Annotated in this window: 18 protein-coding genes; 11 read left to right on the top strand and 7 right to left on the bottom strand. The window is 69.1% G+C overall.

Annotation, left to right across the window (positions count from 1 at the left end):
* The first annotated feature begins 54 nt into the window (after positions 1–54).
* Positions 55–639: a hypothetical protein gene (locus tag ABOD76_RS20540; protein WP_350245576.1), complete on the top strand. Its 585-nt coding sequence runs from the start codon at positions 55–57 to the stop codon at positions 637–639.
* Positions 639–2,018 (top strand): HsdM family class I SAM-dependent methyltransferase, encoded by a 1,380-nt coding sequence (locus ABOD76_RS20535; protein ID WP_350245575.1) that lies wholly within the window; start codon positions 639–641, stop codon positions 2,016–2,018. Before ABOD76_RS20540 ends, ABOD76_RS20535 begins: the two co-directional genes overlap by 1 nt.
* 901 nt (positions 2,019–2,919) lie before the next feature.
* Here ABOD76_RS20535 and ABOD76_RS20530 read toward each other — a convergent pair.
* On the bottom strand, positions 2,920–4,509 hold the full coding sequence (locus ABOD76_RS20530; protein ID WP_350245574.1) for a catalase: 1,590 nt from the start codon (positions 4,507–4,509) through the stop codon (positions 2,920–2,922).
* Between the two features lie 175 nt (positions 4,510–4,684).
* Here ABOD76_RS20530 and ABOD76_RS20525 point away from each other — a divergent pair, with 175 nt between their 5' ends.
* A complete protein-coding gene (locus ABOD76_RS20525) occupies positions 4,685–6,256 on the top strand; it encodes a S53 family peptidase (RefSeq protein ID WP_350245573.1) in 1,572 nt (523 codons plus the stop codon).
* 3 nt (positions 6,257–6,259) lie between these two features.
* Here the strand turns inward: ABOD76_RS20525 and ABOD76_RS20520 are convergent, their stop codons facing one another.
* Positions 6,260–7,267: an MBL fold metallo-hydrolase gene (locus ABOD76_RS20520; protein WP_350245572.1), complete on the bottom strand. Its 1,008-nt coding sequence runs from the start codon at positions 7,265–7,267 to the stop codon at positions 6,260–6,262.
* Between the two features lie 119 nt (positions 7,268–7,386).
* Here ABOD76_RS20520 and ABOD76_RS20515 point away from each other — a divergent pair, with 119 nt between their 5' ends.
* From ABOD76_RS20515 to ABOD76_RS20495, 5 genes are all read left to right on the top strand, one after another.
* Entirely contained in the window at positions 7,387–8,436 is a 1,050-nt protein-coding gene (locus ABOD76_RS20515) for a LacI family DNA-binding transcriptional regulator (RefSeq protein WP_350245691.1), read from the top strand.
* Positions 8,437–8,552: 116 nt separating this feature from the next.
* On the top strand, positions 8,553–10,190 hold the full coding sequence (locus ABOD76_RS20510; protein ID WP_350245571.1) for an ABC transporter substrate-binding protein: 1,638 nt from the start codon (positions 8,553–8,555) through the stop codon (positions 10,188–10,190).
* A 60-nt stretch (positions 10,191–10,250) separates the two neighbouring features.
* Positions 10,251–11,237, top strand: a complete 987-nt coding sequence (locus ABOD76_RS20505; RefSeq protein WP_350245570.1) for an ABC transporter permease — start codon at positions 10,251–10,253, stop codon at positions 11,235–11,237.
* Positions 11,234–13,156 (top strand): dipeptide/oligopeptide/nickel ABC transporter permease/ATP-binding protein, encoded by a 1,923-nt coding sequence (locus ABOD76_RS20500; RefSeq protein ID WP_350245569.1) that lies wholly within the window; start codon positions 11,234–11,236, stop codon positions 13,154–13,156. The genes ABOD76_RS20505 and ABOD76_RS20500 overlap by 4 nt, the downstream gene beginning before the upstream one ends.
* Entirely contained in the window at positions 13,134–14,150 is a 1,017-nt protein-coding gene (locus ABOD76_RS20495; RefSeq protein WP_350245568.1) for an ABC transporter ATP-binding protein, read from the top strand. Before ABOD76_RS20500 ends, ABOD76_RS20495 begins: the two co-directional genes overlap by 23 nt.
* Before the next feature lie 30 nt (positions 14,151–14,180).
* Here ABOD76_RS20495 and ABOD76_RS20490 read toward each other — a convergent pair whose 3' ends face one another.
* Positions 14,181–15,047, bottom strand: coding sequence for a ribokinase (locus ABOD76_RS20490; RefSeq protein WP_350245690.1), 867 nt, complete (start codon positions 15,045–15,047; stop codon positions 14,181–14,183).
* Positions 15,048–15,114: 67 nt separating this feature from the next.
* Positions 15,115–17,130 carry a PAS domain-containing sensor histidine kinase gene (locus ABOD76_RS20485; RefSeq protein WP_350245567.1) on the bottom strand — a complete coding sequence of 672 codons (2,016 nt, stop codon included), beginning with the start codon at positions 17,128–17,130 and terminating at the stop codon, positions 15,115–15,117.
* A 193-nt stretch (positions 17,131–17,323) separates the two neighbouring features.
* Between ABOD76_RS20485 and ABOD76_RS20480 the strand changes: the two genes are divergently transcribed.
* Genes ABOD76_RS20480 through ABOD76_RS20470 form a run of 3 tightly spaced genes read left to right on the top strand, consistent with a single transcriptional unit; the run spans position 17,324 to position 20,858 of the window.
* Positions 17,324–18,175 carry a Rad52/Rad22 family DNA repair protein gene (locus ABOD76_RS20480; protein ID WP_350245566.1) on the top strand — a complete coding sequence of 284 codons (852 nt, stop codon included), beginning with the start codon at positions 17,324–17,326 and terminating at the stop codon, positions 18,173–18,175.
* A gap of 57 nt (positions 18,176–18,232) precedes the next feature.
* Positions 18,233–19,642, top strand: coding sequence for a DEAD/DEAH box helicase family protein (locus tag ABOD76_RS20475; protein WP_350245565.1), 1,410 nt, complete (start codon positions 18,233–18,235; stop codon positions 19,640–19,642).
* Positions 19,629–20,858, top strand: a complete 1,230-nt coding sequence (locus ABOD76_RS20470) for a DUF790 family protein (RefSeq protein WP_350245564.1) — start codon at positions 19,629–19,631, stop codon at positions 20,856–20,858. The genes ABOD76_RS20475 and ABOD76_RS20470 overlap by 14 nt, the downstream gene beginning before the upstream one ends.
* 42 nt (positions 20,859–20,900) lie before the next feature.
* Here ABOD76_RS20470 and ABOD76_RS20465 read toward each other — a convergent pair whose 3' ends face one another.
* The 3 genes from ABOD76_RS20465 to ABOD76_RS20455 all read right to left on the bottom strand — a co-directional run bounded on the left by ABOD76_RS20465 (position 20,901) and on the right by ABOD76_RS20455 (position 22,608).
* The gene (locus tag ABOD76_RS20465; RefSeq protein ID WP_350241365.1) at positions 20,901–21,260 is read right to left on the bottom strand and encodes an IS1 family transposase; all 360 of its coding nucleotides are present in this window, start codon (positions 21,258–21,260) and stop codon (positions 20,901–20,903) included.
* 53 nt (positions 21,261–21,313) lie between these two features.
* On the bottom strand, positions 21,314–21,622 hold the full coding sequence (locus ABOD76_RS20460; protein ID WP_350241363.1) for an IS1/IS1595 family N-terminal zinc-binding domain-containing protein: 309 nt from the start codon (positions 21,620–21,622) through the stop codon (positions 21,314–21,316).
* Positions 21,623–21,852: 230 nt separating this feature from the next.
* Positions 21,853–22,608 carry an SDR family oxidoreductase gene (locus ABOD76_RS20455; RefSeq protein ID WP_350245563.1) on the bottom strand — a complete coding sequence of 252 codons (756 nt, stop codon included), beginning with the start codon at positions 22,606–22,608 and terminating at the stop codon, positions 21,853–21,855.
* Positions 22,609–22,628: the final 20 nt, after the last annotated feature.

The following is a 22,628-nucleotide window of genomic DNA, read 5'->3' as shown; positions in this document are numbered from 1 at the left end:
TTCTCAATGTGCGAAATTTGACAACCGTTCGGCCGATGTGTGAACCTGTCCGGTATGAACGTGTCCACCGTTTCCCTCGCCGAGATCGGGGTGCTGGTCCAGGGCCTGACGTACAAACGCCACGTCGACCCCACCGCCCCCCGCGTCCGCCTCTTACAGGTCACCGATCTCGACAGCCTGGACGCCGCGGACGAGCAGGGCCGCAGTGAACACCTCGACCTGCGCAAAAACCGGGACGCGCTCGTCCGCCCCGGTCAGGTGCTGATCGCCCTGAGAACCAGTGACGTCCGAACGGCCGTCGTGCCCGAGCAGATCGGCGACGCGGTCGCCACCAACGGCCTGATGGTCCTGACCGTGAACCCCGACGTCGCCGACCCGCACTTCATCGCCGGCCTGCTGCGCTCCGACGCCATGCGCCGGTACCTGGCCCCGATGTTCAGCGGCACCGCCGTCCAGAGCATCCCGCTCTCGACCCTCCGGGACGTCCGGATCAACCTGCCTTCGCTCCAGCGCCAGGCCGACTACGCGGCCGCGTTTGCCGCCCGGGACAACTACCGCCGCGCGGTCGACGCGGTGCTCGCCCTGCAGACAGAAGCGATCGAAGCCCGGCTGTCCGCGCTGATCCCTGAGGCCTCCTGATGACCCCGCCCGCCGCGAACGACCTCTTCACCCCGGCGCTCCAGAGAATCCGCAGCTACCTCACGGTGCATGACGCCGCGCCGCTGATCGGCGCGCTCACGCTGCTGCACGTCTCGCAGGACTTCTCCCTGTCCACCGCCCCGGAAGACCACCCCACCGGCGCCGCGCTGCTCCAGCAGATCGAAGCGGCCCTCGCGCCGCTGCTCGGTGACCGGCTGGACCACCCAATTCAGCTGCACGACCATGGGCTGCCGCCTGAGGTGCTCTCCGAGCTGTCCACGCTGATCAACCTCAGCATCCAGCGCACCGAACTGTCCAGCCCGGACGGCACCGGCCGGCAGGTGATCGCGGCGGCCTTCACGGAGCTGCTCGAACAGGCCAGCCGTTCGCAGCGGGACGCCGACCACCTCACCCCACGCACCCTGTCGCAGCTGAGCGCGGCCGTGCTGGACGTCCGGCCGGGCATGCGCGTCCTCGACTTCGCGCTGGGGTACGGGGGCACCTGGCTGGCCGTGGCCGCCCGCCTCACCGCGCAGGGCCTGGATCCGAACAGCGTGCAGTTCGTCGGCCAGGACATCCGCCCGGAAAACCTGATCGTCGCCGCCTGCCACCTGCAGCTGCACGGGCTGACCCGGTTCAGCCTGCATCTCGGAGATGTGCTCACCGCCCCCCAGACCGAACCGGGCGCCTTCGACCGGGTGATCGCCGATCCGCCCTTCGGGCTCCCGCTGAGGCCCAGAACCGACTGGAACCTCGATCCGCGCTTCCTCGCCGCGCGAACGCTGCCGCGCTTCGCGGACTGGCCGCTCATACTGCACGGCCTCGCGGCCCTGGCGCCCGGCGGCCGGGCGGTGTTCACGACGGCGCACGGCCCCCTCTTTCGCAGCGGCAGCGAACGGGACATCCGCAACGACTACGTCGCCCGCTGGCTGACGGCCGTCGTGGCCCTCCCGAGCGCGCTGTACACCGGCGCGAATGTTCCGGTGGCGCTCACCGTCTTCGACCGCCCGACCAGCACCGTCGCCGCCGGCAACGACGTCCTGATGGTCGACGCGTCGCAGCTGGGCGTCAGGGACGGCCGGCAGCACATCCTCAGCGCGGAGGTGGTCGACCGTCTGACCACCCTGATCGCCACCCGGAACGACCCGGAATCGCCCGCCATCCACGAATCGGTCCCCCAGGCCCGGATTGCCGAGAACGACCACTCGTGGCAGCCGAGCCGGTACGTCTCCAGACCAGCCCTCCCCACCCGGGGCCTGAACGAGATCCGGGCCGACCTGGCCGAAGCCCACAAGGCAGTCCAGCACGCTGCTGCAGCAATGGACCAGGCCTTGGACGCTCTTAATCGGAGCTTTCCGGGTGAAAACGAACGCATGTAACGTCATTCCAGCTCCTCGTGGTCGATGCCGGTAAAAACGGATCCTCCGGAGTGCCGACCACGGCGGGCATCTGGCCTTGATGACTGGCTGGTTCGCGCACACCCTGCTGAGCTCAGGGGAGACGCTCTACTGCCGCGTGCAGGACATGATAATTGAACTGCTCATGCCGTACTCGGAGGAGGACTCAGGGCCGTCCTGTCGGTATGCACCTCGACCCGCATCGCTGGGCGGAAAGTCTTCAGCCACGCGGCGCACCGCCTGGAAAGCAGGCGGGAGCGGCAGACGCGCCCGGGGATAAGGCGCAGGGCGTCCTGCTCGGTGAGCGGTGCGTCGCTAACGCTTGGCAGGTTGAAGAACGTCTCGCCGCTCTCCTCGCCGGTGGTCTACACACACGGCAGGGTAGCGGCACTGAGGAGGACCAGCCCGATCACAACGCTCGTTTTCAGCGTCGCACAGCGCCGGGGTGATAGGCGCCTTCACGGCCGCGGCCTCGAGTGCTTCGGCGCTGATCTTCTTGTCGACGACCAACTGCAGCGCAGCGGCGCAGTCGATCCATCAGTACCTGTGAAGTAATCTTGTCGCGGAAGGCTTCTCTGTGCGCGGCCACCGGATAGCTGATGGTGTAGTTCGATGCGCGGAGCTACAGACCATGCGAGCTCGCTCAGCCGTTCACTCAGCGGGCTGCCCGGGCGCGGGTTGTGCCAGTATGTGCCAGTGCGTGTGCCAGTAGCCGACGCCGTAGTTTCCGAACGGAGGGCGTCCGAAAGGGAAGAATCCGCGCCAGGAGGGACTCGCCCTCACCCGTGGGTATCGCGTGGTGCGGTCCGGACAATCTGGCTGAAGTAGGGGCAAAGCGAGGGCGCCGCACTCCCCTGTGGGGTGCGGCGCCCTCGCTCGTTGCTCAGTCGTTCGCGACCGGTTCCTTCTGAGGAATCAGCGCCAGGCCCTCAGCCACCCGGCGCCCGTAGTCCGGGTCGCACTGGGTGAAGAGCGCCACCATCCGCTCCTGAATGACCCGCTCGGCCGGCTGCAGCGCCGTCACCAGGTTGCTGATCAGGTCGTCGCGTTCCCACGGCTCGTGCTGGCGGTAGCGTTCGCCCGCCTGCTGGAAGTCGTTGGTGCGCTCGATCTTCTGGCGGACCAGCCGGCCTTCCACGTACGGCTCGTGCGGAGCGCCGGCCGGGGCCGACTCGGTGAGGCCGTTGAGCACGCTCGGCTCGTAGTTCACATGCGGGTTCTGGCCGGGGGCAGTGTCCACCCGCAGGGCCATCTGGCCGTCGCGCTGGTTGGTGGCCACGTGCTTCCTGGGCGCGTTGATCGGCAGCTGCAGGTAGTTGGTGCCCACCCGGTAGCGCTGGGTGTCCGAGTAGCTGAAGGTGCGGCCCTGCAGCATCTTGTCGTCGCTGAAGTCCAGACCGTCCACCAGCACGCCGGTCCCGAAGGCCGCCTGCTCCACCTCGGCGAAGTAGTTCTCCGGGTTGCGGTTGAGGGTCATCATGCCCACCGGCAGCAGCGGGAACTGCTCCTCGGGCCAGATCTTGGTGTCGTCCAGCGGATCAAAGTCCAGCTCCGGGTGCTCGCCGTCCGTCATGATCTGCACGCACAGCTCCCACTTCGGGAACTCGCCGGCCTTGATGTGGTCAAAGAGGTCCTGGGTGGCGTGGTTGAAGTTCTTGGCCTGGATCTGCTCGGCCTGTTCCTGGGTCAGGTTGCGCACGCCCTGCTGCGGCACCCAGTGGTACTTGACCAGCACGCCCACGCCGTCCTTGTTGACCCACTTGTAGGTGTTGACGCCCGAGCCCTGCATCTCGCGGTAGTTGGCCGGAATGCCCCACGGCGAGAACAGCCAGGTGATCATGTGCATCGCTTCGGGCGTGTGGCTGATGAAGTCGAAGATGCGCTGGCCGTCCTGACGGTTGGTGACCGGGTCCGGCTTGAAGGCGTGCACCAGGTCCGGGAACTTCATCGCGTCGCGGATAAAGAAGACCTTGAGGTTGTTGCCCACCAGGTCCCAGTTGCCGTCCTCGGTGTAGAACTTCACCGCGAAGCCGCGCGGGTCGCGCAGCGTCTCGGGCGAGTGGCCGCCGTGGATCACGCTGGAGAAGCGCACGAACACCGGAGTCTGCTTGCCCGGCTCCTGGAACAGCTTGGCGCGGGTGTACCGGCTCACCGGCTCGTCGCCCACCTTCCCGTACGCCTCGAACACGCCGTGGGCGCCCGCGCCACGCGCGTGCACCACCCGCTCCGGCACCCGCTCCCGGTCAAAGTGGCTGATCTTCTCCAGGAAGTGATAGTTCTCCAGCGTGACCGGGCCACGGCTGCCCACCGTGCGCAGGTTCTGGTTGTCGTAGACCGGGTGGCCCTGCCGGGTGGTCAGCGTCTGGGTGCCTTCGCCGCTCGCCATGCGCGGGTCGGCGGGGGTGCCCACGCCTTCCACGGCCGTGCCGTGGGTGTCCTGCTGGGACTGTTGGCCCTGTTCTGCGTCGCTCATGGTCCGGTTATACGTGCCCCGCCGCACCCTTGTATAGAAGGTCGGCTTACCATCCGCGGCGGGCCGAGGCGCATGGGAGCCGTCTGAGCCGTCCTGAAGCCCGGCCCAGGGGTCCGGCCGGCGCGCCTGAGCAAACTCATGAATGGTCGGGAAATGCTGGGGCCAGGAGGTCCCGATGTCCTCAGATGAGCAGCGTATTCCCCTGGCCGGCAGCGCGCGTGAGGTGCCGGCTCAGGCCGAACAGGTCGGGCAGCCGGACCCGGCCGAAGAATTGCAGGTGACGCTGCGGCTGCGTGGCCGCCAGCAGTTTGCGGCCCGCGCCGCCACCGCCGAGCCGATGACCCGGCACGACTTCGCGCAGGCCTACGGCACCTCCCCGGATGACCTGGACCGGGTGGAGCGCTTCGCCCATGAGCATCAGCTGACGGTGGTGGAGGCCAGTGCCGAGCGCCGCACGGTGGTGCTGGGCGGCACGGTGGCGCAGCTGGAGGCGGCCTTCGCGGTGCAGCTGCAGCTGTACCGCTGGCAGGGACAGCAGTTCCGGGGGCGCAGCGGCGAGCTGAGCGTGCCGGCCGACCTGGACGGCATCATCCAGGGCATCTTCGGGTTGGACGACCGGCCGCAGGCGCGTCCGCAGTTCCGCTATCCCGGCGCCGGTCCGGGCATCGCCCACCCGCAGGCCGTGACCCAGAGCTTTACGCCGCTTCAGCTGGCCCAGGTGTATAACTTTCCGCCGGAGCTGGATGGGCGCGGGCAGACCATCGCCATCATCGAGTTGGGGGGCGGCTACCGCACCGCCGACCTGAAGGCCTACTTTCAGCGGCTTGGCGTGCCGCAGCCAAAGGTGAGCGCGGTGTCGGTGGACGGCGCGCGCAACCGGCCGACCGGCGATCCGAATGGGGCGGACGGCGAGGTGATGCTGGACATCGAGGTGGCCGGCGCGCTGGCGCCGGGCGCGCACATCGCGGTGTACTTCGCGCCCAACACCGACGCCGGCTTCCTGAACGCCATCACCCGCGCGGTCCATGATTCGGTGCGGCGGCCCAGCGTCATCTCGATCAGCTGGGGTGCGCCGGAGAACGCCTGGACCGTACAGGCGATGCAGGCCATGACCGACGCCTTCACCGAGGCGGGCATGCTGGGGGTCACGGTGCTGGCCGCCGCCGGCGACGACGGGTCCAGCGACCGCGCCGCGGACGGCCGCGCCCACACCGACTTCCCGGCCTCCAGTCCCGCCTGCACCGGCTGCGGCGGCACCCGCCTGACGGTGGAGGGTGAGCGCATCACCGCCGAGGTGGTCTGGAACAACGGCCCCGGTGCGGGCGCCACCGGCGGCGGCGTCAGCGACACCTTCGACCTGCCGGACTATCAGCGGGCAGCGGGCGTGCCGGTCTCGGCCAATCCCGGCCAGCGGGTGGGGCGCGGCGTGCCGGACGTGTCGGGCGTGGCCGACCCGCAGACCGGCTATCAGGTGCGGGTGGACGGCCTGGACACCGTTATCGGGGGCACCAGCGCGGTGTCGCCGCTGTGGGCCGGGCTGGTGGCGCGGCTCAATCAGGCGCGGCAGCAGTCCGGCAAGGGCACGCTGGGCTTCCTGAATCCGCGGCTGTACCCGCTGGGGGCCATCCGCGACATCACCGACGGCAGCAACGGCGCCTACACCGCCCAGCCCGGCTGGGACGCCTGCACCGGCCTGGGCAGCCCGGACGGAGTGCGGCTGCTGGAGACGCTGCAGGCGCAGCCGTAGCGCTCAGCTTACGTAGAGGGGGAACACGGCCGGGTCCTGTTCCAGCGGCTCCAGATTGGCCACCTGCAGGTCGCCGCGCTGGTTGAGGTACTCCATCAGCGCGCCCACCTTCTGCAGCGACAGCAGCACGTCGTAGTGGCGCACCTGTGGGTACAGCAGGTCGCGCACCTCGGCGATGCTGCGCGGCTCGCGGCACAGCTCCACGATGCGTTCCAGCTTGCGCTGATGCGAGTCGCGGATCTGCTGAATGCGGTCGTAGACATCCGGCATCGGCTCCTCGTGGCCACCCAGCGCCAGCCGCAGCCCCGGCTGGCGTTCCAGCAGCGTCAGCGAATGCAGGTAGTGGTTCAGGCCGGTGCCGGGCAGGATGCTCTCCGGCGCGAGGTGCGGGGTGGTGCGGGCCAGCAGCTGATCGGCGCTCAGCAGCACGTCGCCCAGCCGCAGGCACACCTGCCCCGGGCTGTGGCCGGGGGTGTGCAGCACCTCCAGCCGGTCATCCAGCAGGTCGCCGTGCAGCAGGATGGTCTCCACCGGGCCGCCCTGAAAGGTGCTGCGCGCCGAGCCGTACAGCCGGGTCATGGCCGCCTGCTGCTCGGCATTCAGCCCGGCGGTGGCCAGGAAGATGCGCAGCGCCCGCCGGGACAGCGCCAGCCGTTCGCGGTGCCGGGTCAGCACCGGGGCGTCCAGCTCATGCACTGCCACCGGGGCCGGGGTCAGGGACCGCAGCAGGTCCAGGCCGCCGTGGTGGTCAATGTGGCCGTGCGTGACCACGATGCGGGACAGCCCGGCCCAGTCCACCGGCTCGCCGTACTGCGTCTGCACGGCCGCCATGCCGGCCAGCAGGTCCTGGTTGCTCTGCTCGCTGCCGCTGCCGGTGTCGATCAGGGCGCGGTAGTCGCCGTGGATCAGCAGGTGGATGTTGGCGGTGAAGTCGCCGAAGACCCGCACCGGAAACGCGTAGATGCGGCTGCCGTCCGGGCCGTCGTGGCGGGTGGGGGAGGGGAGCGTCACCCCGCCATGATAATTGAACCGGGTTCAAGAGAAGCTCCGGCCTGCGCCTGCCGGTTGACAGTGGCCCGGCCGTGCCTTACTTTATCGGTAAAGCAAAGCCGGAAAGGAAGGGTCACGTGATGGAGGAGACAGGCTCCAGAACGGTCTCACTTGCCGACGTCGCCCGACTGGCCGGCGTCTCCAAGATGACCGTGTCGAATGTCATCAACAACCGCGAAGGCATGACCGAGCAGACCCGGCAGCGGGTGCAGCAGGCCATCGAACAGAGCGGCTACGTGGCCAACGCCGCCGCCCGGGTGCTGGCCGGCGGGCGCATGAACCTGCTGGGCGTGATCGCGCCGCGCATCAACTGGCCCTACGTGACCGAGCTGCTGCACGGAGCCAGCCGCGTGGTGGAACAGGCGGGCCTGGACCTCGCCATCTTCACCACCAGCGACAACGTGCGAGTGGAGCGCGAGCGGGCGATGCTGCTGCGCACGCTGGTGGACGGGGTGCTGTTGATCATTCCGGCCGCCGACGAACAGACGGTCTTCGGGCCGGCGGTGCCGGTCGTCACGGTCGGCAGTGCCGGCGCCTACACGGTCAGCGTGGACGACCGCCAGGGAGGACGGCTGGCTGCCCAGCACCTGCTGGACCTGGGGCACCGTCACATCGGTCACGTGAGCGGCCTCAGCTCCGTGTCGCGCCACGATGCCAGCGACCGGCTGGATGGATTCGCGCAGGAGCTGAACGCCGCCGGGGTGGGCCTGCCGCCGCACCTGATCGCGGACGGCGCCTTCACCGAGGCGGGGGGTGAGGCGGCCGCCCGCACCCTGCTGAGCCTGCCTGAGCGGCCCACCGCCATCTTCGCCGCCAACGACCGCTCGGCCATCGGGGTGCTGCGGGCCGCCGAGCAGCTGGGCCTGCGGGTCCCGCACGACCTCTCGGTGGTCGGCTATGACGACGTGCAGGTGGCCTCGCTGACCCGCCCGGCCCTGACCACCATCCGGCAGCCGCTGGAGGAGATGGGCGCGGCGGCGGCGCGGCTGCTGATCGCACTGATCCGCCGGGAAGTGCCGGAGCAGGCCCACCCACGCTTTCCGGCCAGCCTGGTGGTGCGCGACTCCACCGCGCCGCCCGGTGTGGTTCAGCCGCCGGACCCGGTCCGGCCGATGAAGGGGGCCACATGACCCCGTGAACAGCGGCCCCCGGCGGGCGACCTTCCCTGTTCCGCGGGCCAGAGCGCCGCTCTCTTTCCCGTCCTCCGCACCAGCGCGGCCCGATTCCGTTTGACCGAGGTGACTGCATGAACCGTACCCTGCTCCGACTGACCGCCCTTGCCACCGCCGTGCTGGCCGTGACCGCCGCCGCACAGCAGCCGAAGAACGTCTTCACCGTCGTGCGCTCGACGCAGTGGGGCGCCCAGAACCTCAACCCCTTCGCCCCGGGCGATCAGCACCTGCTGCCCACCAACAGCGTGATCTACGAGTCGCTGTACTACGTTAACGCGCTGAACGGCAAGGCCACGCCGGTGCTGGGCACCAAGTACAGCTGGAGCAAGGACAACAAGACCCTGACCTTCACCACCCGCGACGGCGTGAAGTGGAGCGACGGGCAGGCCTTCAGCGCCCAGGACGTGGCCTTCACCTTCAACTACATCAAGCAGTACCCGGCCATCGACACCTCCGGGCTGTGGAAGAGCGGCCTCTCCAGCGTGAAGGCCACCAACAACAACACGGTGGTGTTCACCTTCAGCGCGCCCAACACCCCCATCTTCCAGTACGTGGCCAACCAGATGATCGTGCCGCAGCACATCTGGAGCACCATCAAGGACCCGGTCACCGAGACCAACGCCAAGCCGGTCGGCACCGGCCCCTTCGTGTTCGACGCCTACAGCCAGCAGGCGCTGCGGGTGCTCAAGAACCCGAACTACTGGATGAAGGGCCAGCCGTACATCGACGCGATCGTGTGGACCGCCACCAACAGCAACGACGCCGCGCTGCTCAAGCTGCTGAAGGGTGAGGCCGACTACGGCTACATCGGCATCTCGGACCCCAAGGGCGAGTACGCGTCCAAGGGACCCAACTACAGCTACTTCTGGCCGGTGACCGGCGACAACTACCTGTACTACAACACCGCCAAGGCGCCGTTCAATGATCCGGCGTTCCGCCGCGCCGTGTCGCAGGCGATCAACACCGCCGACGTGGCGCAGAAGGCCTACGCGGGCGCGGCCCAGCCGGCCAACAGCAGCGGCGTGATTCCGGCGCAGCAGCAGCAGTGGCTCCCGGCCAGCGCCAAGAGCCTGCAGGTGAAGTTCGACCCGGCCGCCGCCGACGCCGCGCTCACCAAGGCCGGGTACAAGAAGAACGCGCAGGGCGTGCGTCTGGGCAAGGACGGCAAGCCGCTGCCCACCTACAAGATCCTGGTGGGCGCCGGCTGGACCGACTTCATCACCATGGGGCAGGTCATCAGCGAGAATCTCAAGAAGGTCGGCATCAGCACCCAGATCGACCAGCAGGCCTGGAGCAGCTACTCGGGCGGCTTCCAGGGCGGCACCTACGACATGGGCATCAGCTGGGGCTGGGGCGGCGGGCCGAACCCCTACTACCTGTACTACCAGAGCTTCGCGCCGGACTTCAGCGCTCCGGTCGGCAAGACGGCCGCCTCGAACCTCAGCCGGTACACCAACCCCGTGGTCACCAAGGCGCTCGCCAGCTTCCGTGCCACCAGCGACCCGGCCCAGCAGAAGCAGCTGATGGGCACCGTCATCAGCACCGTGATGAAGGACATGCCCTGGATGCCGCTCACCGACCGTCTGAACTTCGCGCTGTTCAACACCAGCCGCTTCACCGGCTTCCCCAGCAACGAGAACCCGTACAACGACGGCTCGCCCGATGACCAGCTGGGCGCGCGGCTGATGTACCTGAACGTCAAGCCCAAGTAAGACCTGTTCATGGGCGGGGGGGCTCCTCCTGGGGCTCCCCCGCCGTGCTTGGAGTGCACCATGCCGTATCTGCTGCGCAAGTTTGGCCTCCTGCTGTTCACGCTGTGGGTGGCCGTGACCCTCAACTTCATCCTGCCCCGGCTGGTGCCGGGAAATCCGATCGGCGCGATGATGGCGAAGTACCAGGGCAAGCTCGACCCGAGCGCCGTGGATGCCCTCAAGATCGCCTACGGGCTCAACGACCAGAGCAGCGCCCTGAGCCAGTACTTCACCTATCTGGGCAAGATCGTGCGTGGCGATTTCGGGCGCTCCATCGGGCAGTTCCCCACTCCGGTGTGGGACATCGTGGCGCAGGCCGCGCCGTGGACCATCGGGCTGATCGGCGTGTGCACCATCATCTCGTTCCTGCTGGGCAGCGCCCTGGGCCTCTACAGTGCGTGGCGGCGCGGCACACGCCTGGCCGACGCGCTGCCGCCGCTGGGCCTCTTCCTGAACAGCATGCCGTACTTCTGGGTGGCGCTGCTGCTGCTGTACCTGCTGGCCTTCAAGAGCAGCGTCTTTCCGCTGAGCGGCAACCTCGACCCGTTTCTCACGCCGCTGAGCAGCGAGTGGTGGCTGTCCATGCTGCGTCACGCGGCCCTGCCAGCCATCACCATCGTGATCACGGCGGCGGGCGGCTGGCTGATCACCATGCGCAACAACGTGATGGGCGTGATGAGCGAGGACTACATCGCCTTCGCGCGGGCCAAGGGCCTTAGCGAGCGGCGGCTGCTGAACCGCTACGTGCTGAGAAACGCCCTGCTGCCGAGCTTCACGGCCTTCGGCATGGCGCTCGGCTTCGTGGTGGGCGGGTCCATCCTGACCGAGACGGTGTTCTCGTATCCGGGGCTGGGGCTGCAGCTGTACAACGCGGTCACCACCCTGGACTACCCGCTGATGCAGGCAATCTTCCTGTTCATCGCGCTGGCAGTGTTGATCGCCAACTTCGTGGTGGATGCGATGTACGTGATTCTGGACCCGCGCGTGCGGGACGGGAAGGGCGCATGAGCGGGCTCTTTGCCGTCCTGCGGCGTTCGCCGCGCGCGTCGGCGGGCCTGGGCCTGCTGCTGGTGCTGCTGCTGCTGGCCCTGCTGGCCCCGCTGCTGTCCCGTTACAGTCCCACCTCGCAGGAGTTCGGCACCTGGCTGAAACCCGGCGCTCCCGGACACCTGCTGGGCACCACGGCGCTCGGGCAGGACATCTGGACCCAGCTGGTGTACGGCGCGCGCCTGACGCTGCTGATCGGCTTCACGGCCGGCCTGATCGCCACGGCCATCGCCACCGCCATGGGGCTGGCCGCCGCCTACTTCGGGGGCCGCACCGACGAGGCGATCAACGTGCTGCTGAACGTGTTCCTGGTGCTGCCGGGGCTGCCGCTGCTGATCATCGCCAGCGCCTTCCTGCGCGGCGGCGGCGTGTGGTCCATCATCCTGGTGATCAGTCTGACCGGCTGGGCGTGGGGCGCGCGGGTGCTGCGCTCTCAGGCGCTGGCGCTGCGCAACCGCGACTTCGTGCAGGCGGCCATCGCCTCCGGGGAAGGGGCGGGCCGGATCATCTTCTCGGAAATGCTCCCAAACCTCGCCGGTCTGATCGCCGCCAGCTTCTTCGGCACCGCGCTGTACGCGGTGCTGAGCGAGGCGAGCCTGGCGTTCCTGGGCCTGGGCGACGTGGGGCAGGTCACCTGGGGCACCATGCTGTACTGGGCGCAGGCCAAGGGCTCGCTGCTGCAGGGCGCGTGGTGGTGGATTGCCGTGCCGGGCCTGTGCATCGCGCTGCTGGGCACCGCATTCGCGCTGATCAACTTCGGCATTGACGAGGTGACCAACCCCAAGGTGGTGCATGCGGGCCGGGCCACCCGGGTGCTGCGCAAAAAGAGCGCGGCGCCGGTGAAAGCCGCCCCCGAGGGTCAGGCGCTGCTGGCGATCCGCAACCTGGACGCCGGCTACGTGACCCCGAACGGCAACGTGCGGGCCGTGCGCGACGTGAGCCTGGACGTGCAGCCGGGCGAGTTCCTGGGGCTGGCCGGTGAGTCCGGGTGCGGCAAGAGCACGCTGGCCTTCGCCGCGACCCGCCTGCTGGACGCCCCGGGCGTGGTGTTCGGCGGCGAGGCTCGGCTGGCCGGTCAGGACCTGCTGGCCCTGTCGCCGGAGGAGCTGCGGCGGGTGCGCTGGAAGGACTACAGCCTGGTGTTCCAGGCGAGCATGAACGCCCTGAACCCGGTGCTGAAGGTGCGCGAGCAGGTGTACGACGCGATGCAGGCGCATGGGGTCCGGGACCCGGCACAACTGGAGGCGCGGGCCAAGGAGCTGTTCGCGCTGGTGGGCATCCGCGAGGACTACCTGAACGCCTACCCGCACCAGCTCTCGGGCGGCATGAAGCAGCGGGTGGTGATCGCCATCGCGCTGGCGCTGGAACCGCGCCTGATCGTGATGGACGAGCCGACCACCGCGCTGGACGTGGTGGTGCAGCGCCAGATCCTGCAGGAGATCGACGCGGTGCGCCGGCGGCTGGGCATCGCGGTGGTGTTCATCACCCACGACCTCAGCCTGCTGGTCGAGATGAGTGACCGCATCGCCATCATGTATGCCGGTGAGGTGGTGGAGGAGGCCCCCGCCCACCAGCTGTACGCCGAGCCGAAGCACCCCTACACCCGGCGGCTGATGAGTGCGTTCCCGCCGCTGGACGGCCCGCGCGAGCGGCGCGAGGGCATTCCGGGCCGCCCGCCCAGCCTCAGCGTGACGCTGCCCGGCTGCCCCTTCTTTGAGCGCTGCCCCAGCCGCATGCCCGGCACCTGCGACGTGCAGAAGCCGGCCCGCGCCGAGCTGGAGCCGGGTCGCAGCGTGGCCTGCTTCCTGCACAGCCCCGCCACCGTTCAGAGTCCCGCCGCCCAGGAGGTGGCCGTCTATGACAAGCGTTCCGTCGTCTGAGGCGCTGCGGCTGGTGCCGCCGCCCAGCGCGCTGGAGGTGCAGCAGCTGCGCAAGGACTTCACGGTGGGCCGCAGCGCCCGCCGGCTCACCGCCGTGAACGACGTGTCGTTCAGCATCCGGCGCGGCGAGGTGCTGGGGCTGGTGGGCGAGTCCGGCAGCGGCAAGAGCACCATCGCCCGCCTGATCGCGCACCTGCACGAGCCCACCGCCGGCACGGTGGCGCTGTCCGGCCAGCCGGTCCCGGACCGCATGGGCGCGGCGGCGCTGCGGCGCTACCGCCGGCAGGTGCAGATGATCTTTCAGGACCCCTACGCCAGCCTGAACCCGCTGCACACGGTGGGGTATCAGGTGGGCCGGCCGCTGAAAATCCACGGGCTGGCGCGCGGCAGCGCCGTGCAGGCGCAGGTGAATGCCCTGCTGGAGCGGGTGGGCCTCTCACCCGGGGCCAGCTACGCCTCCAAACGGCCGCACGAACTGTCGGGCGGGCAGCGGCAGCGGGTGGTGATCGCACGGGCGCTGGCCGCGCAACCGAGCCTGATCCTGGCCGACGAGCCCACCAGCGCGCTTGACGTCAGCATCCGGCTGGACATCATGAACCTGCTGCTGGACCTGCGCGATCAGGAGGGGCTGAGCATGCTGTTCATCACCCACGACCTGGCCGGGGCGCGCTACATGAGTGACCGGGTGGCCGTGATGTACACCGGCCACCTGCTGGAGATCGGGCCGGCGGGTGAGGTGATCGGGACGCCACAGCACCCGTACACCCAGCTGCTCAAACAGGCGGCCCCGAATCCGGACGCGGACCTGAGGGGCAGCGAGCTGCAGGCGCGCGGCGAGATTCCCGACCTGACGCACCTGCCGCCCGGCTGTCCGTTTGCGCCGCGCTGCCCCCACGCTCGCCCGGTGTGCAACGAGGGGTTACCAAAGATGTACGACCTGGGCGGCGGCCACTTTGCCCGCTGCATCCTGCACGACCCGGCGCTGCGCGCCTGAACTCTGCCCTTTCCGGAAGCGGCGCGGCCTTCAGGCCAGCGCCGCGTCCAGTTCGGCGCGGGTGGGCATGCTCGGCTGCGCGCCAGGGCGGGTGCAGGCCAGCGCGGCGGCCACCGAGGCCCGGCGCATCGCTTCGGCCAGTGCCTTCCCGTCGTGCAGGGCGGCGGCCAGCACACCCACATAGGTGTCGCCGGCTCCGGTGGTGTCCTGCACCTGCACCGGATGGGCCGGGCAGTGCTGCAGTCCGGAGGGGTCCAGCGCCACGCTGCCACGCTCGCCCAGCGTGACCAGCACGGTGCCGGGGCCGCGCTGCCTCACCGTTTCCAGCTGCGTCTCGACCGGGCCGCTCACGCCGGCCAGCGCCTCCAGCTCTCCCTCATTGACCACCAGCAGGTCGATGCAGCGCAGCAGCTCATCCGGCAGCGCCCGGGCCGGCGCGGCGTTGAGCAGCACCGACGCGCCCCGGGCGCGGGCCTGCCGGGCGTAGGCCAGACTGGTTTCCAGCGGTACCTCCAGCTGCAGCACCAGCCACGACACGCCGTCCAGCGCGGGAAGGTGACCGGGGGCCAGCCGGGCGTTGGCTCCGCTCGCCACCGTGATGGCGTTCTCGCCCCCGGCCGCCACGCTGATGAAGGCGGCTCCGGTGGGCGCGTCCACCGTCACGGTCAGGTCCTGTACGCCGCTGGCCTGCAGTGAGGCCCGCAGCAGTGGCGCGAAGGCGTCCTGGCCCAGCGCGGCCAGCAGCGCCACCGCGCCGCCGATCCGTCCGGCGGCCACCGCCTGGTTGGCGCCCTTGCCGCCCGGCGCGGTGCTGTAGCCCTCGCCCAGCACCGTCTCTCCGGGCGCGGGGATGTGCGGCACCGGCGTCAGGAAGTCCACGTTGGCGCTGCCCGCCACCAGGATCAAGCGGGCCTCCCCGCACAGGTCATATCGGTCATGGTGGCCCTCAGTGTACCGGCTCGCCTCAGGTGGCGGGCAGCGTGAAGACGAAGGTGCTGCCCTCGCCGCCCGTGCCGTCCTCGGCGTGAATCTCTCCGCCGTGCAGCTGCACGATCTTGCGGCAGACCGCCAGCCCCATGCCGTTGCCGTCGTACTGCTCGCGGGTATGCAGCCGCTCGAACAGCTCGAAGATGCGTTCCCGGTACTCGGCGCCGATGCCCAGGCCGTTGTCGTGGACGCTCAGCTGCCACTGACCGCCCTGACGAGCCGCACTCAGCCGGATGACCGGCGGCTCCGCTCCCCGGAACTTCAGGGCATTGCCGATCAGCTGGTACAGCAGGGTGGTGAGCTGGGCGCGGTCGCCGCGCACCTGCGGCAGCGGACCGGCCTGCACCGACGCGCCGCTGGCCTGAAGCGGGCCGTGAAGCAGGCGCAGCGCGTGCTGCAGCACCTGATTCAGGTCCACGGGGATGTGGGGACGCTGGTCCTGGCTGAGCCGCGTATAGGTCAGCAGATCGTCCACCAGCCGCTTCATGCGCTCGGCCCCTCCCACCATGTTGTTCAGGTAACGGTCGGCTCGGCTGTCCAGCTGCCCGGCGTAGTGCCGGTGCAGCAGCCCGGCAAAGCTGGTGACGGTGCGCAGCGGCTCCTGCAGGTCGTGGGCCGCCACGTGGGCGAAGCGTTCCAGCTCGGCGTTGCTGCGCCGCAACTGCTCGTTGGCCTCCAGCAGATCGCGCTGCGCCTGGGCCCGCTCGGTGATCGGCAGCAGCACGCCGATCATGCCGCCGCTGCCGGGCTGCGGCACAAACCAGCCTTCAAAGTCGTGCCCGGCCATCTGGAAGGTGTGCTGCCCCGCGGTGCCGGCCAGCGCCTGCTCGGTCGGCTGGACGATCTTCGGCACGGTGTGGGCGAGCTCCCACAACGAGCGCCCCACCAGGTCCCCCTGCTTCACGCCCAGCACGGCAAGTCCCTGACCGTCCACCACCGTGAGCTGCCCGTGCGGGTCCACGGCGTACAGGATCAGCGGAATGCTGTCCATCACCGTCTTCAGCGCGGCAACGCTCTGCTGCGCGCGCAGTTCCGTCGCCCGGTGGTGTTCGCGTTCAGTGCGGGCCAGCCGCACCCGTTCCAGTGCCTGCCCCAGCTGGCCGGCCAGCACCTCCAGAAACCGTCGCTGTTCCGGTGAGAACTCCTGCGCCTCGCGGAACATCAGTGCCAGGGCACCGGTCTGCTGGCCCACCTGCAGCGGCAGGGCGGCGCACGCTTCCACCCGCAGCCCGGCGGCGTCCAGGGTGCAGGCGGGGTAGCGCTCCAGCTGCTCCTCACGCGTGGACACGTACACATGTTCACGGGTCAACAGGGCTTCGGTCAATGGAAACCGGATGTTCTGCTGCACCTCCTGCGTTCGCCGCTGCATCAGGGTCTCCGGGGCGCCCAGCCCGCTGAGCCATTCGAGCGTCTGCCCATCCGCGGAGGCCAGCACCGTTGCTCCCATGGCGGCTCCGGCCGCCGAAACGCCTTCGTCGGTCAGGACCCGCAGCACCTCCGCCTCATCGGACGCGTGGGCCAGCAGGCGGGTCAGGGCCAGCAGCGCCTCGGCCTGGCGGGCGTCCTGCCGGGCGCGGTCGTGCTGGGCCTGCAGGGCCGCCAGCGTCTGCTGCTGCCAGTCGTCCGCCACCACCCGCTCGTGAATGTCGGTGCAGCTGCACAGCCACAGCGCCTCCGGCAGCGCCCGCCCCTCGATTTCGAACCAGCGGACGCTGCCGTCCGGCCGCAGCATCCGAACGGCCTGCACGAAGGGCTGGCCGCTGGCGCAGCACGCCTGCCACGCCTGCAGGGCCGCCTCGCGGTCGTCGGGGTGCAGTGCCTGCTCAAACCCCAGCCCCGGCTGGAGGGTGTGCAGGCCGGTGTACTGCTGCCACGCCCGGTTGGCAAAGCGCAGTTCACCGCTGCAGCTGGCCTGCCAGACCATCTGCGGCAGCGCGTCCAGCAGCCGAAACTGCCCGTCCGCGCCCGCCTGCCGGTCGGGGGTAGGAGACATCGCACCCATCCCCAGTAGCTTAAGCGATGCTAAAGCAAAGGTCCATCTTTACTTTAATGAATATGCTAGAGCACTCATGAAAGCGCATCCATTCTGCAAGTAATTGAAGCACATTTGCCAATTACGTATAGAGTAGAATAGGTTATCGCGCCGGATGCCCGGTGCCAGGGGCGAAGTCCCCGGAAGGAGACCGATGACTGCCAAGACGCCTGCGGCGACCGCGCCGCGCTCCAGCCGCACCGCCACCCCCACCACCCTGAACGCCTCGGTGGTCCGCAAGCTGCGCCAGCCGTTTGCGCCTGAGCACATCCGCTGGAAGGTGCAGGCCAACCCGAAGGAGAACCAGGGTGACACCTACGCTGTCGTGGTGGTGTTCGTGGACGCCCGTACGGTCGCGGCCCACCTCGACGACGTGGTGCCGGGCCAGTGGAGCACCGAGTACGCCCTGCCCCCTGTAACGGTGGGCTTTCCAGCGCTGGAATGCCGCCTGACCGTGTGCGGCGTGACCCGCAGCGACGTGGGCACCGTGGAGCCCAGCCCCCGCGCCGACAGCGACACCAAAGACCTCTACAGCGACGCCCTCAAGCGGGCGGCCGTGCAGTACGGCATCGGGGCCTTCCTGTACCGCTTCCCACAGGTGCGCGCCAAGGTGGAGAAGTACGGCAACACCTGGTTCATCACCCGCGAGGCGCAGGCGGAACTGCAGCGGCTGACCGAGGCGGTACTGAGCGGCGCGCCGCAGCTGCCGCGCTTCCAGGCGCTGAAGGTGGTGGGGTACACCCCCGGCGGCCTGAGCGGCGTGACCGGAGGCGAGGAGGGGCCGCCGCCCATCGGCGAGGAGCGGGCCCGTGGCCTGCACGAGCAGCTGGGCATTGCGCTGCGCCAGACGGACATCAGCACGCTGGACCACTCGGTGTTCGCGTCGCGGGTGCTGGGCTTCGAGGTGGGCAGCCTGGCCGGGCTGACCGAGGGTGAGGCCGCGACCGTCTACCGGGCCGCCAAGCAGCGGCAGGCGGAAGCCGGCAGTGATCAGGCGGCGGATTAAGACTCGCTCAGGATGGGCGGGTGCCGTGCCTGACGCACGGCACCGTACCCTGAGCACATGACCGCGGTGCTCAGGCTCGACCGGGGCACCCTGACGATGCGCGAGGTGCCGGAGGTGGTGCGGCACCTCTTTACCTGGGACGCGCGCAGCCAGAGTTACCGGGCGCCGGGGCGCAGCTACCGCGAGGTCTCGGAGCTGCTGCGCGGGCACCTTGTGGCGTACCGCGACGAGGCCGCCAGTTTTGAGCCGCTGGAGCTGCGCTTCGCCCGCACCATCACGCCCTACCCGCACCAGCAGGAAGCGCTCACCGCCTGGAAACGGGCCGGACGCCAGGGGACCGTGGTGCTCCCGACCGGCGCCGGAAAGACCCTGGTGGCGCAGCTGGCCATGCAGGCCACCCCACGCAGCACCCTGATCTGCGTGCCGACGCTGGACCTGCTGCACCAGTGGTATTCGGGCCTGCTGAGTGCCTTCCCGGACGCGAGTGTGGGCCTGCTGGGCGGCGGCAGCCGCGACGAGACCCCGATCCTGGTCAGCACCTACGACTCGGCTGCCATTCACGCCGAGGAGCTGAGCGGCCGGTATGCGCTGATCATCTTCGACGAGGCGCACCACCTCCCTGGCGACTTCACGCGGGCCATCGCGGAACTGAGCGTGGCGCCGTACCGGCTGGGCCTGACCGCCACCCCCAAGCGCTCGGATGGTCGCGAGCGCGACCTGGACACCCTGATCGGGCCGGTGGTGTACCAGCGCCGCCCCGACGAACTGCGCGGCGACACGCTGGCCGACTACCGCGAAGTGCAGCTGATGGTGCGACTGAGCGACCACGAGCAGCAGCACTACCAGGAGCTGATCGAGACGCGCAACCGCTTCCTGGCGAAGGCGGGCATCCGGCTCGGCTCGCTGGACGGCTGGAAAGCGTTTGTGATGCAGAGCGGCTCGCCGGAAGGCCGGCGGGCCATGCTGGCGCACCGCGAGGCGCGCAGCCTCGCCTACGGCACCGAAGGCAAGCTGCGGGTGCTGGAGGAACTGCTGGCCAGCCACGCCCACGACCGCACCCTGATCTTCACCGACGACAACGCCACGGTGTACCGGGTCAGCCGCGACTTCCTGATTCCGGCCATCACGCACCAGACGCCGGTCAAGGAGCGGCACGCGCTGCTGCAGCGGTTCCGCAGTGGCGAGTACCGGGTGCTGGTGACCAGCCGGGTGCTGAACGAGGGCGTGGACGTGCCGGAGGCGAGCGTGGCCATCGTGCTGTCCGGCACCGCCACCGAGCGCGAGCACATCCAGCGGCTGGGCCGCATCCTGCGCCGGGCCGAGGGCAAACAGGCGGTGCTGTACGAGGTGGTCACGGAAGGCACCAGCGAGGAGCGGGTCAGCCAGCAGCGGCGCGGCCAGTGGCGCCCCGCCGCCGCGCCGGACGTGGCGGCCGAGGTGTGGGAGCAGGTCAATGCTTCCGACTGACCTGCTGATGTTCCGGGTCAAAGCCGGGCTGGTGCAGCCGCGGGTCCTGAATCCCACTCCCGGCAACCGCCAGCTCACGGAGCTGCTGATCCAGACCTTCCAGAGCAGCCTGGGTCGTCAGCGCGCCCAGCTGGAAGATGAGCTGAAGCTGCTGGAAGCCGGACGCAGCGACTACCGGGTGCTGCGCGGCCTGGCGCACATCCTGGCCACCGACCACAGCGAGTTCGAGACCGGCAGCCTGACCGACCCCGCCAGCGTGCGCAGCCGGGTCTTCGAGCTGGTGCAGGCGCACCCGCCCAGCCGGCTGCGGCGCGGGGCGGTGCTGGCGCAGGTGGCGGCCACCCTCGGTCAGACGCCGGAGGAAATCGACCGGCTGCTGTACGCCGATCTGCCGGGCGAGCAGCTGCTGACCCGCTTCGAACCGCCGGAGCCGGAAGCGCTGCTCACGCGCTTCAACCTCGCTCAGGCCCAGGGCATGCTGTACCGCGCCTATTCCCTGATCATCACGGCGCGGCGCAACGAGCCGGCCCGCTACAAGCAGCTGCTGAAGTACACCAAGCTGTTCGGGCTGATGGTCACGGTGGAGGGCGACGCCGACACGGGGTTCACCCTGACGATGGACGGCCCCACCTCGCTGTTCGGCGGCACCACCCGCTACGGACTGGCGCTTGCAAAATTCCTGCCGGCGCTGCTGCACGTGACGAAATGGGACCTGACGGCCGCCCTGAAGCCGCGCCGCGACCTGGCCTGGGTGGACCCGGCCGACGAGGAGTGGACCTTTGAGCTGACCAGCGAGGACGGCTATGTGTCGCACTATCCGGAGCCGAAGGAGCACGACAGCGCGCTGGAGAGCGGTTTCGAGGAACGGTTTCACAAGCTGGGCAGCCCCTGGCGGCTGGAGCGCGAGGTGGACCTGGTGCCGGTGCCGGGCGGCGTGATCATTCCGGACTTCCGGCTGGTGCATCCGGACGGGCGAAGTGTGCTGCTGGAAATCGTGGGGTACTGGCGGCCGGAGTACCTGATCAAGAAGTTCGAGCTGCTGCGCCGATCCGGGCGCACCGACGTGATCGTGGCGGTCAGCGAGCGGCTGAACCTGGAGCGGGCCGGGGTGGGGGTGCAGGACTTCGGGGAGCGGGTGCTGTTCTTCAAGGGCGTGCTGGATCCGAAACGGGTGCTGGCGCTGGCCGAGCCGCTGCTGGCCGAGACCGGAGACTGAACATCAGGCACTGCTGTGGCCACCGGGACCTGGGTCGTGGGTTCAGAGTAATGACGCGTTATAGCGGTGAATGAAGAGCCAGACCACAAGCTCGCGGTTGGCCTGCTTACGGCAGAAGGACAAGCTTTTCCGCACCAGGAACGACACTTTGGCTCGAAGTGTGGCGTTGAATCGCTCAATATGCTGGGTTCCTCCGATGCGATGAAGCGCTCCGAAGACCACCTGCTTGTACACGGCCAAGCGGTCTGTGTGACAGATCGCGTCCAGGTACGGTGTGGAGAGGCTCTGCCACAGGCCAAGCGCGCCTGGCGCGTCGCGTTGCCCGAACCAGCAGCCGACGATTCGTCGGCTGCGTCGGTCCATCGCCAGCCAGATCCAGAGCCGACGATCCTGACGACCCACGAACGTGCATCATTCGTCGCACTCCAGCACCAGCGCGGCTGGTGCTGGAGTGCTCAAGCTTTTTTTGGGTGTGGTTGTTCTTCGGGAATGCTGTGCTGCACGGTCTTGTTGAGCTGTTTGAGGTGGAGTCGGAACCAGGACCGACTGACCCCGACCACACGACAGATGCCGCGGTGGGAGAGGCGTTCGGTCAGCAGCAGGTCCACTTGAGCCACTTGTTCAGGAGCAATACGGTGCCAGGTGCCGTCTGGGGTGAACTGATACCGGCACGCACGACAGAGATAGCGCTGCCTGCCGGTATGGGCATGCCCGTTTTTGACGATGTGGACGCCGTTGCACTTGGGGCACACCGGGTCGTTCATGCTTCATTGAACACCCGTCCTCCACAGAAAGCCACTACTGGGACCTGCATGCGGTTGACACCCGGTGCATATGACGCTATATTTTCTCTATCAACGTCCGCAGAGGACGTCTTTTTTTTGCCTTGAGCATGTGGGATTGCTCGGGCAAGTTGCCTCAGACCGGCGGGATAACTGGAGCCTATCGTCCGCCTGGCCAGTTGCTCGCCTGGAGCTGCCCTACTCCAGCCGGCTCAGGCCAGCGTCTTGCCCCCGTTGACCGCCAGCGTTTGCCCCGTGATGAAGCTGGCTCCGGGCGACGCGAGGAAGGCCACCATTGCCGCCACCTCCTTCGGCTCGCCCTGTCGCCCCAGCGGCACGCCGGCGGTATACCCGGCCAGCGCGTCAGGATCGGTCTCGGCGTGGCGTTCCACCGGAATCCATCCCGGCGCCACCAGATTGACCGTGATGCCCGCCGGCCCCAGTTCCACGGCCCACGAGCGCGTCAGCCCCACCATCGCTGCCTTCGCGGCCACGTAATGGCCGAACTCCGGATTGCCCAGGTCCACCACCTCGCTGCCGATGTGAATTACCCGGCCGTGCAGGGCGCGCAGGTCCGGCAGGCTGGCCTGCAGCAGGAGCAGCGGCGCTTTCACGAAAAACGTCAGCTGGTCAAGGTGATGCTGCCAGGTCTGCTGCTCCAGAGGCACCAGGGGCTGGGGGCCGGTGGCGTTGTTCACCAGGACCTGCAGCGGCCCGAGTTCCGACCGGATCTGGGCCACGCCCGCGGCCACTGCCGCCTCGTCCGTCACGTCGAAGCAGAAGGCCTGCGCCTGGCCGCCCTGCTGGAGAATGTCCTGCACGGTCTGCCGGGCACCGTCGTGGTCATGGGCGTAGTTCACGGCGACCGGCCAGCCGTCCTGGGCGAGCCGGAGCGCCATCGCGCGGCCGAGCCCGCGTGAGGCTCCAGTCACCAGGGCACAGCCGGAAGGGGAAGAGAGGTCAGGCATGCCCGCATCCTGCCACGGAC

This window comes from Deinococcus sonorensis KR-87, from assembly GCF_040256395.1.
GTDB classification, from domain to species: Bacteria; Deinococcota; Deinococci; order Deinococcales; family Deinococcaceae; genus Deinococcus; species Deinococcus sonorensis.
This window is presented reverse-complemented; position numbering and strand designations above follow the sequence as displayed.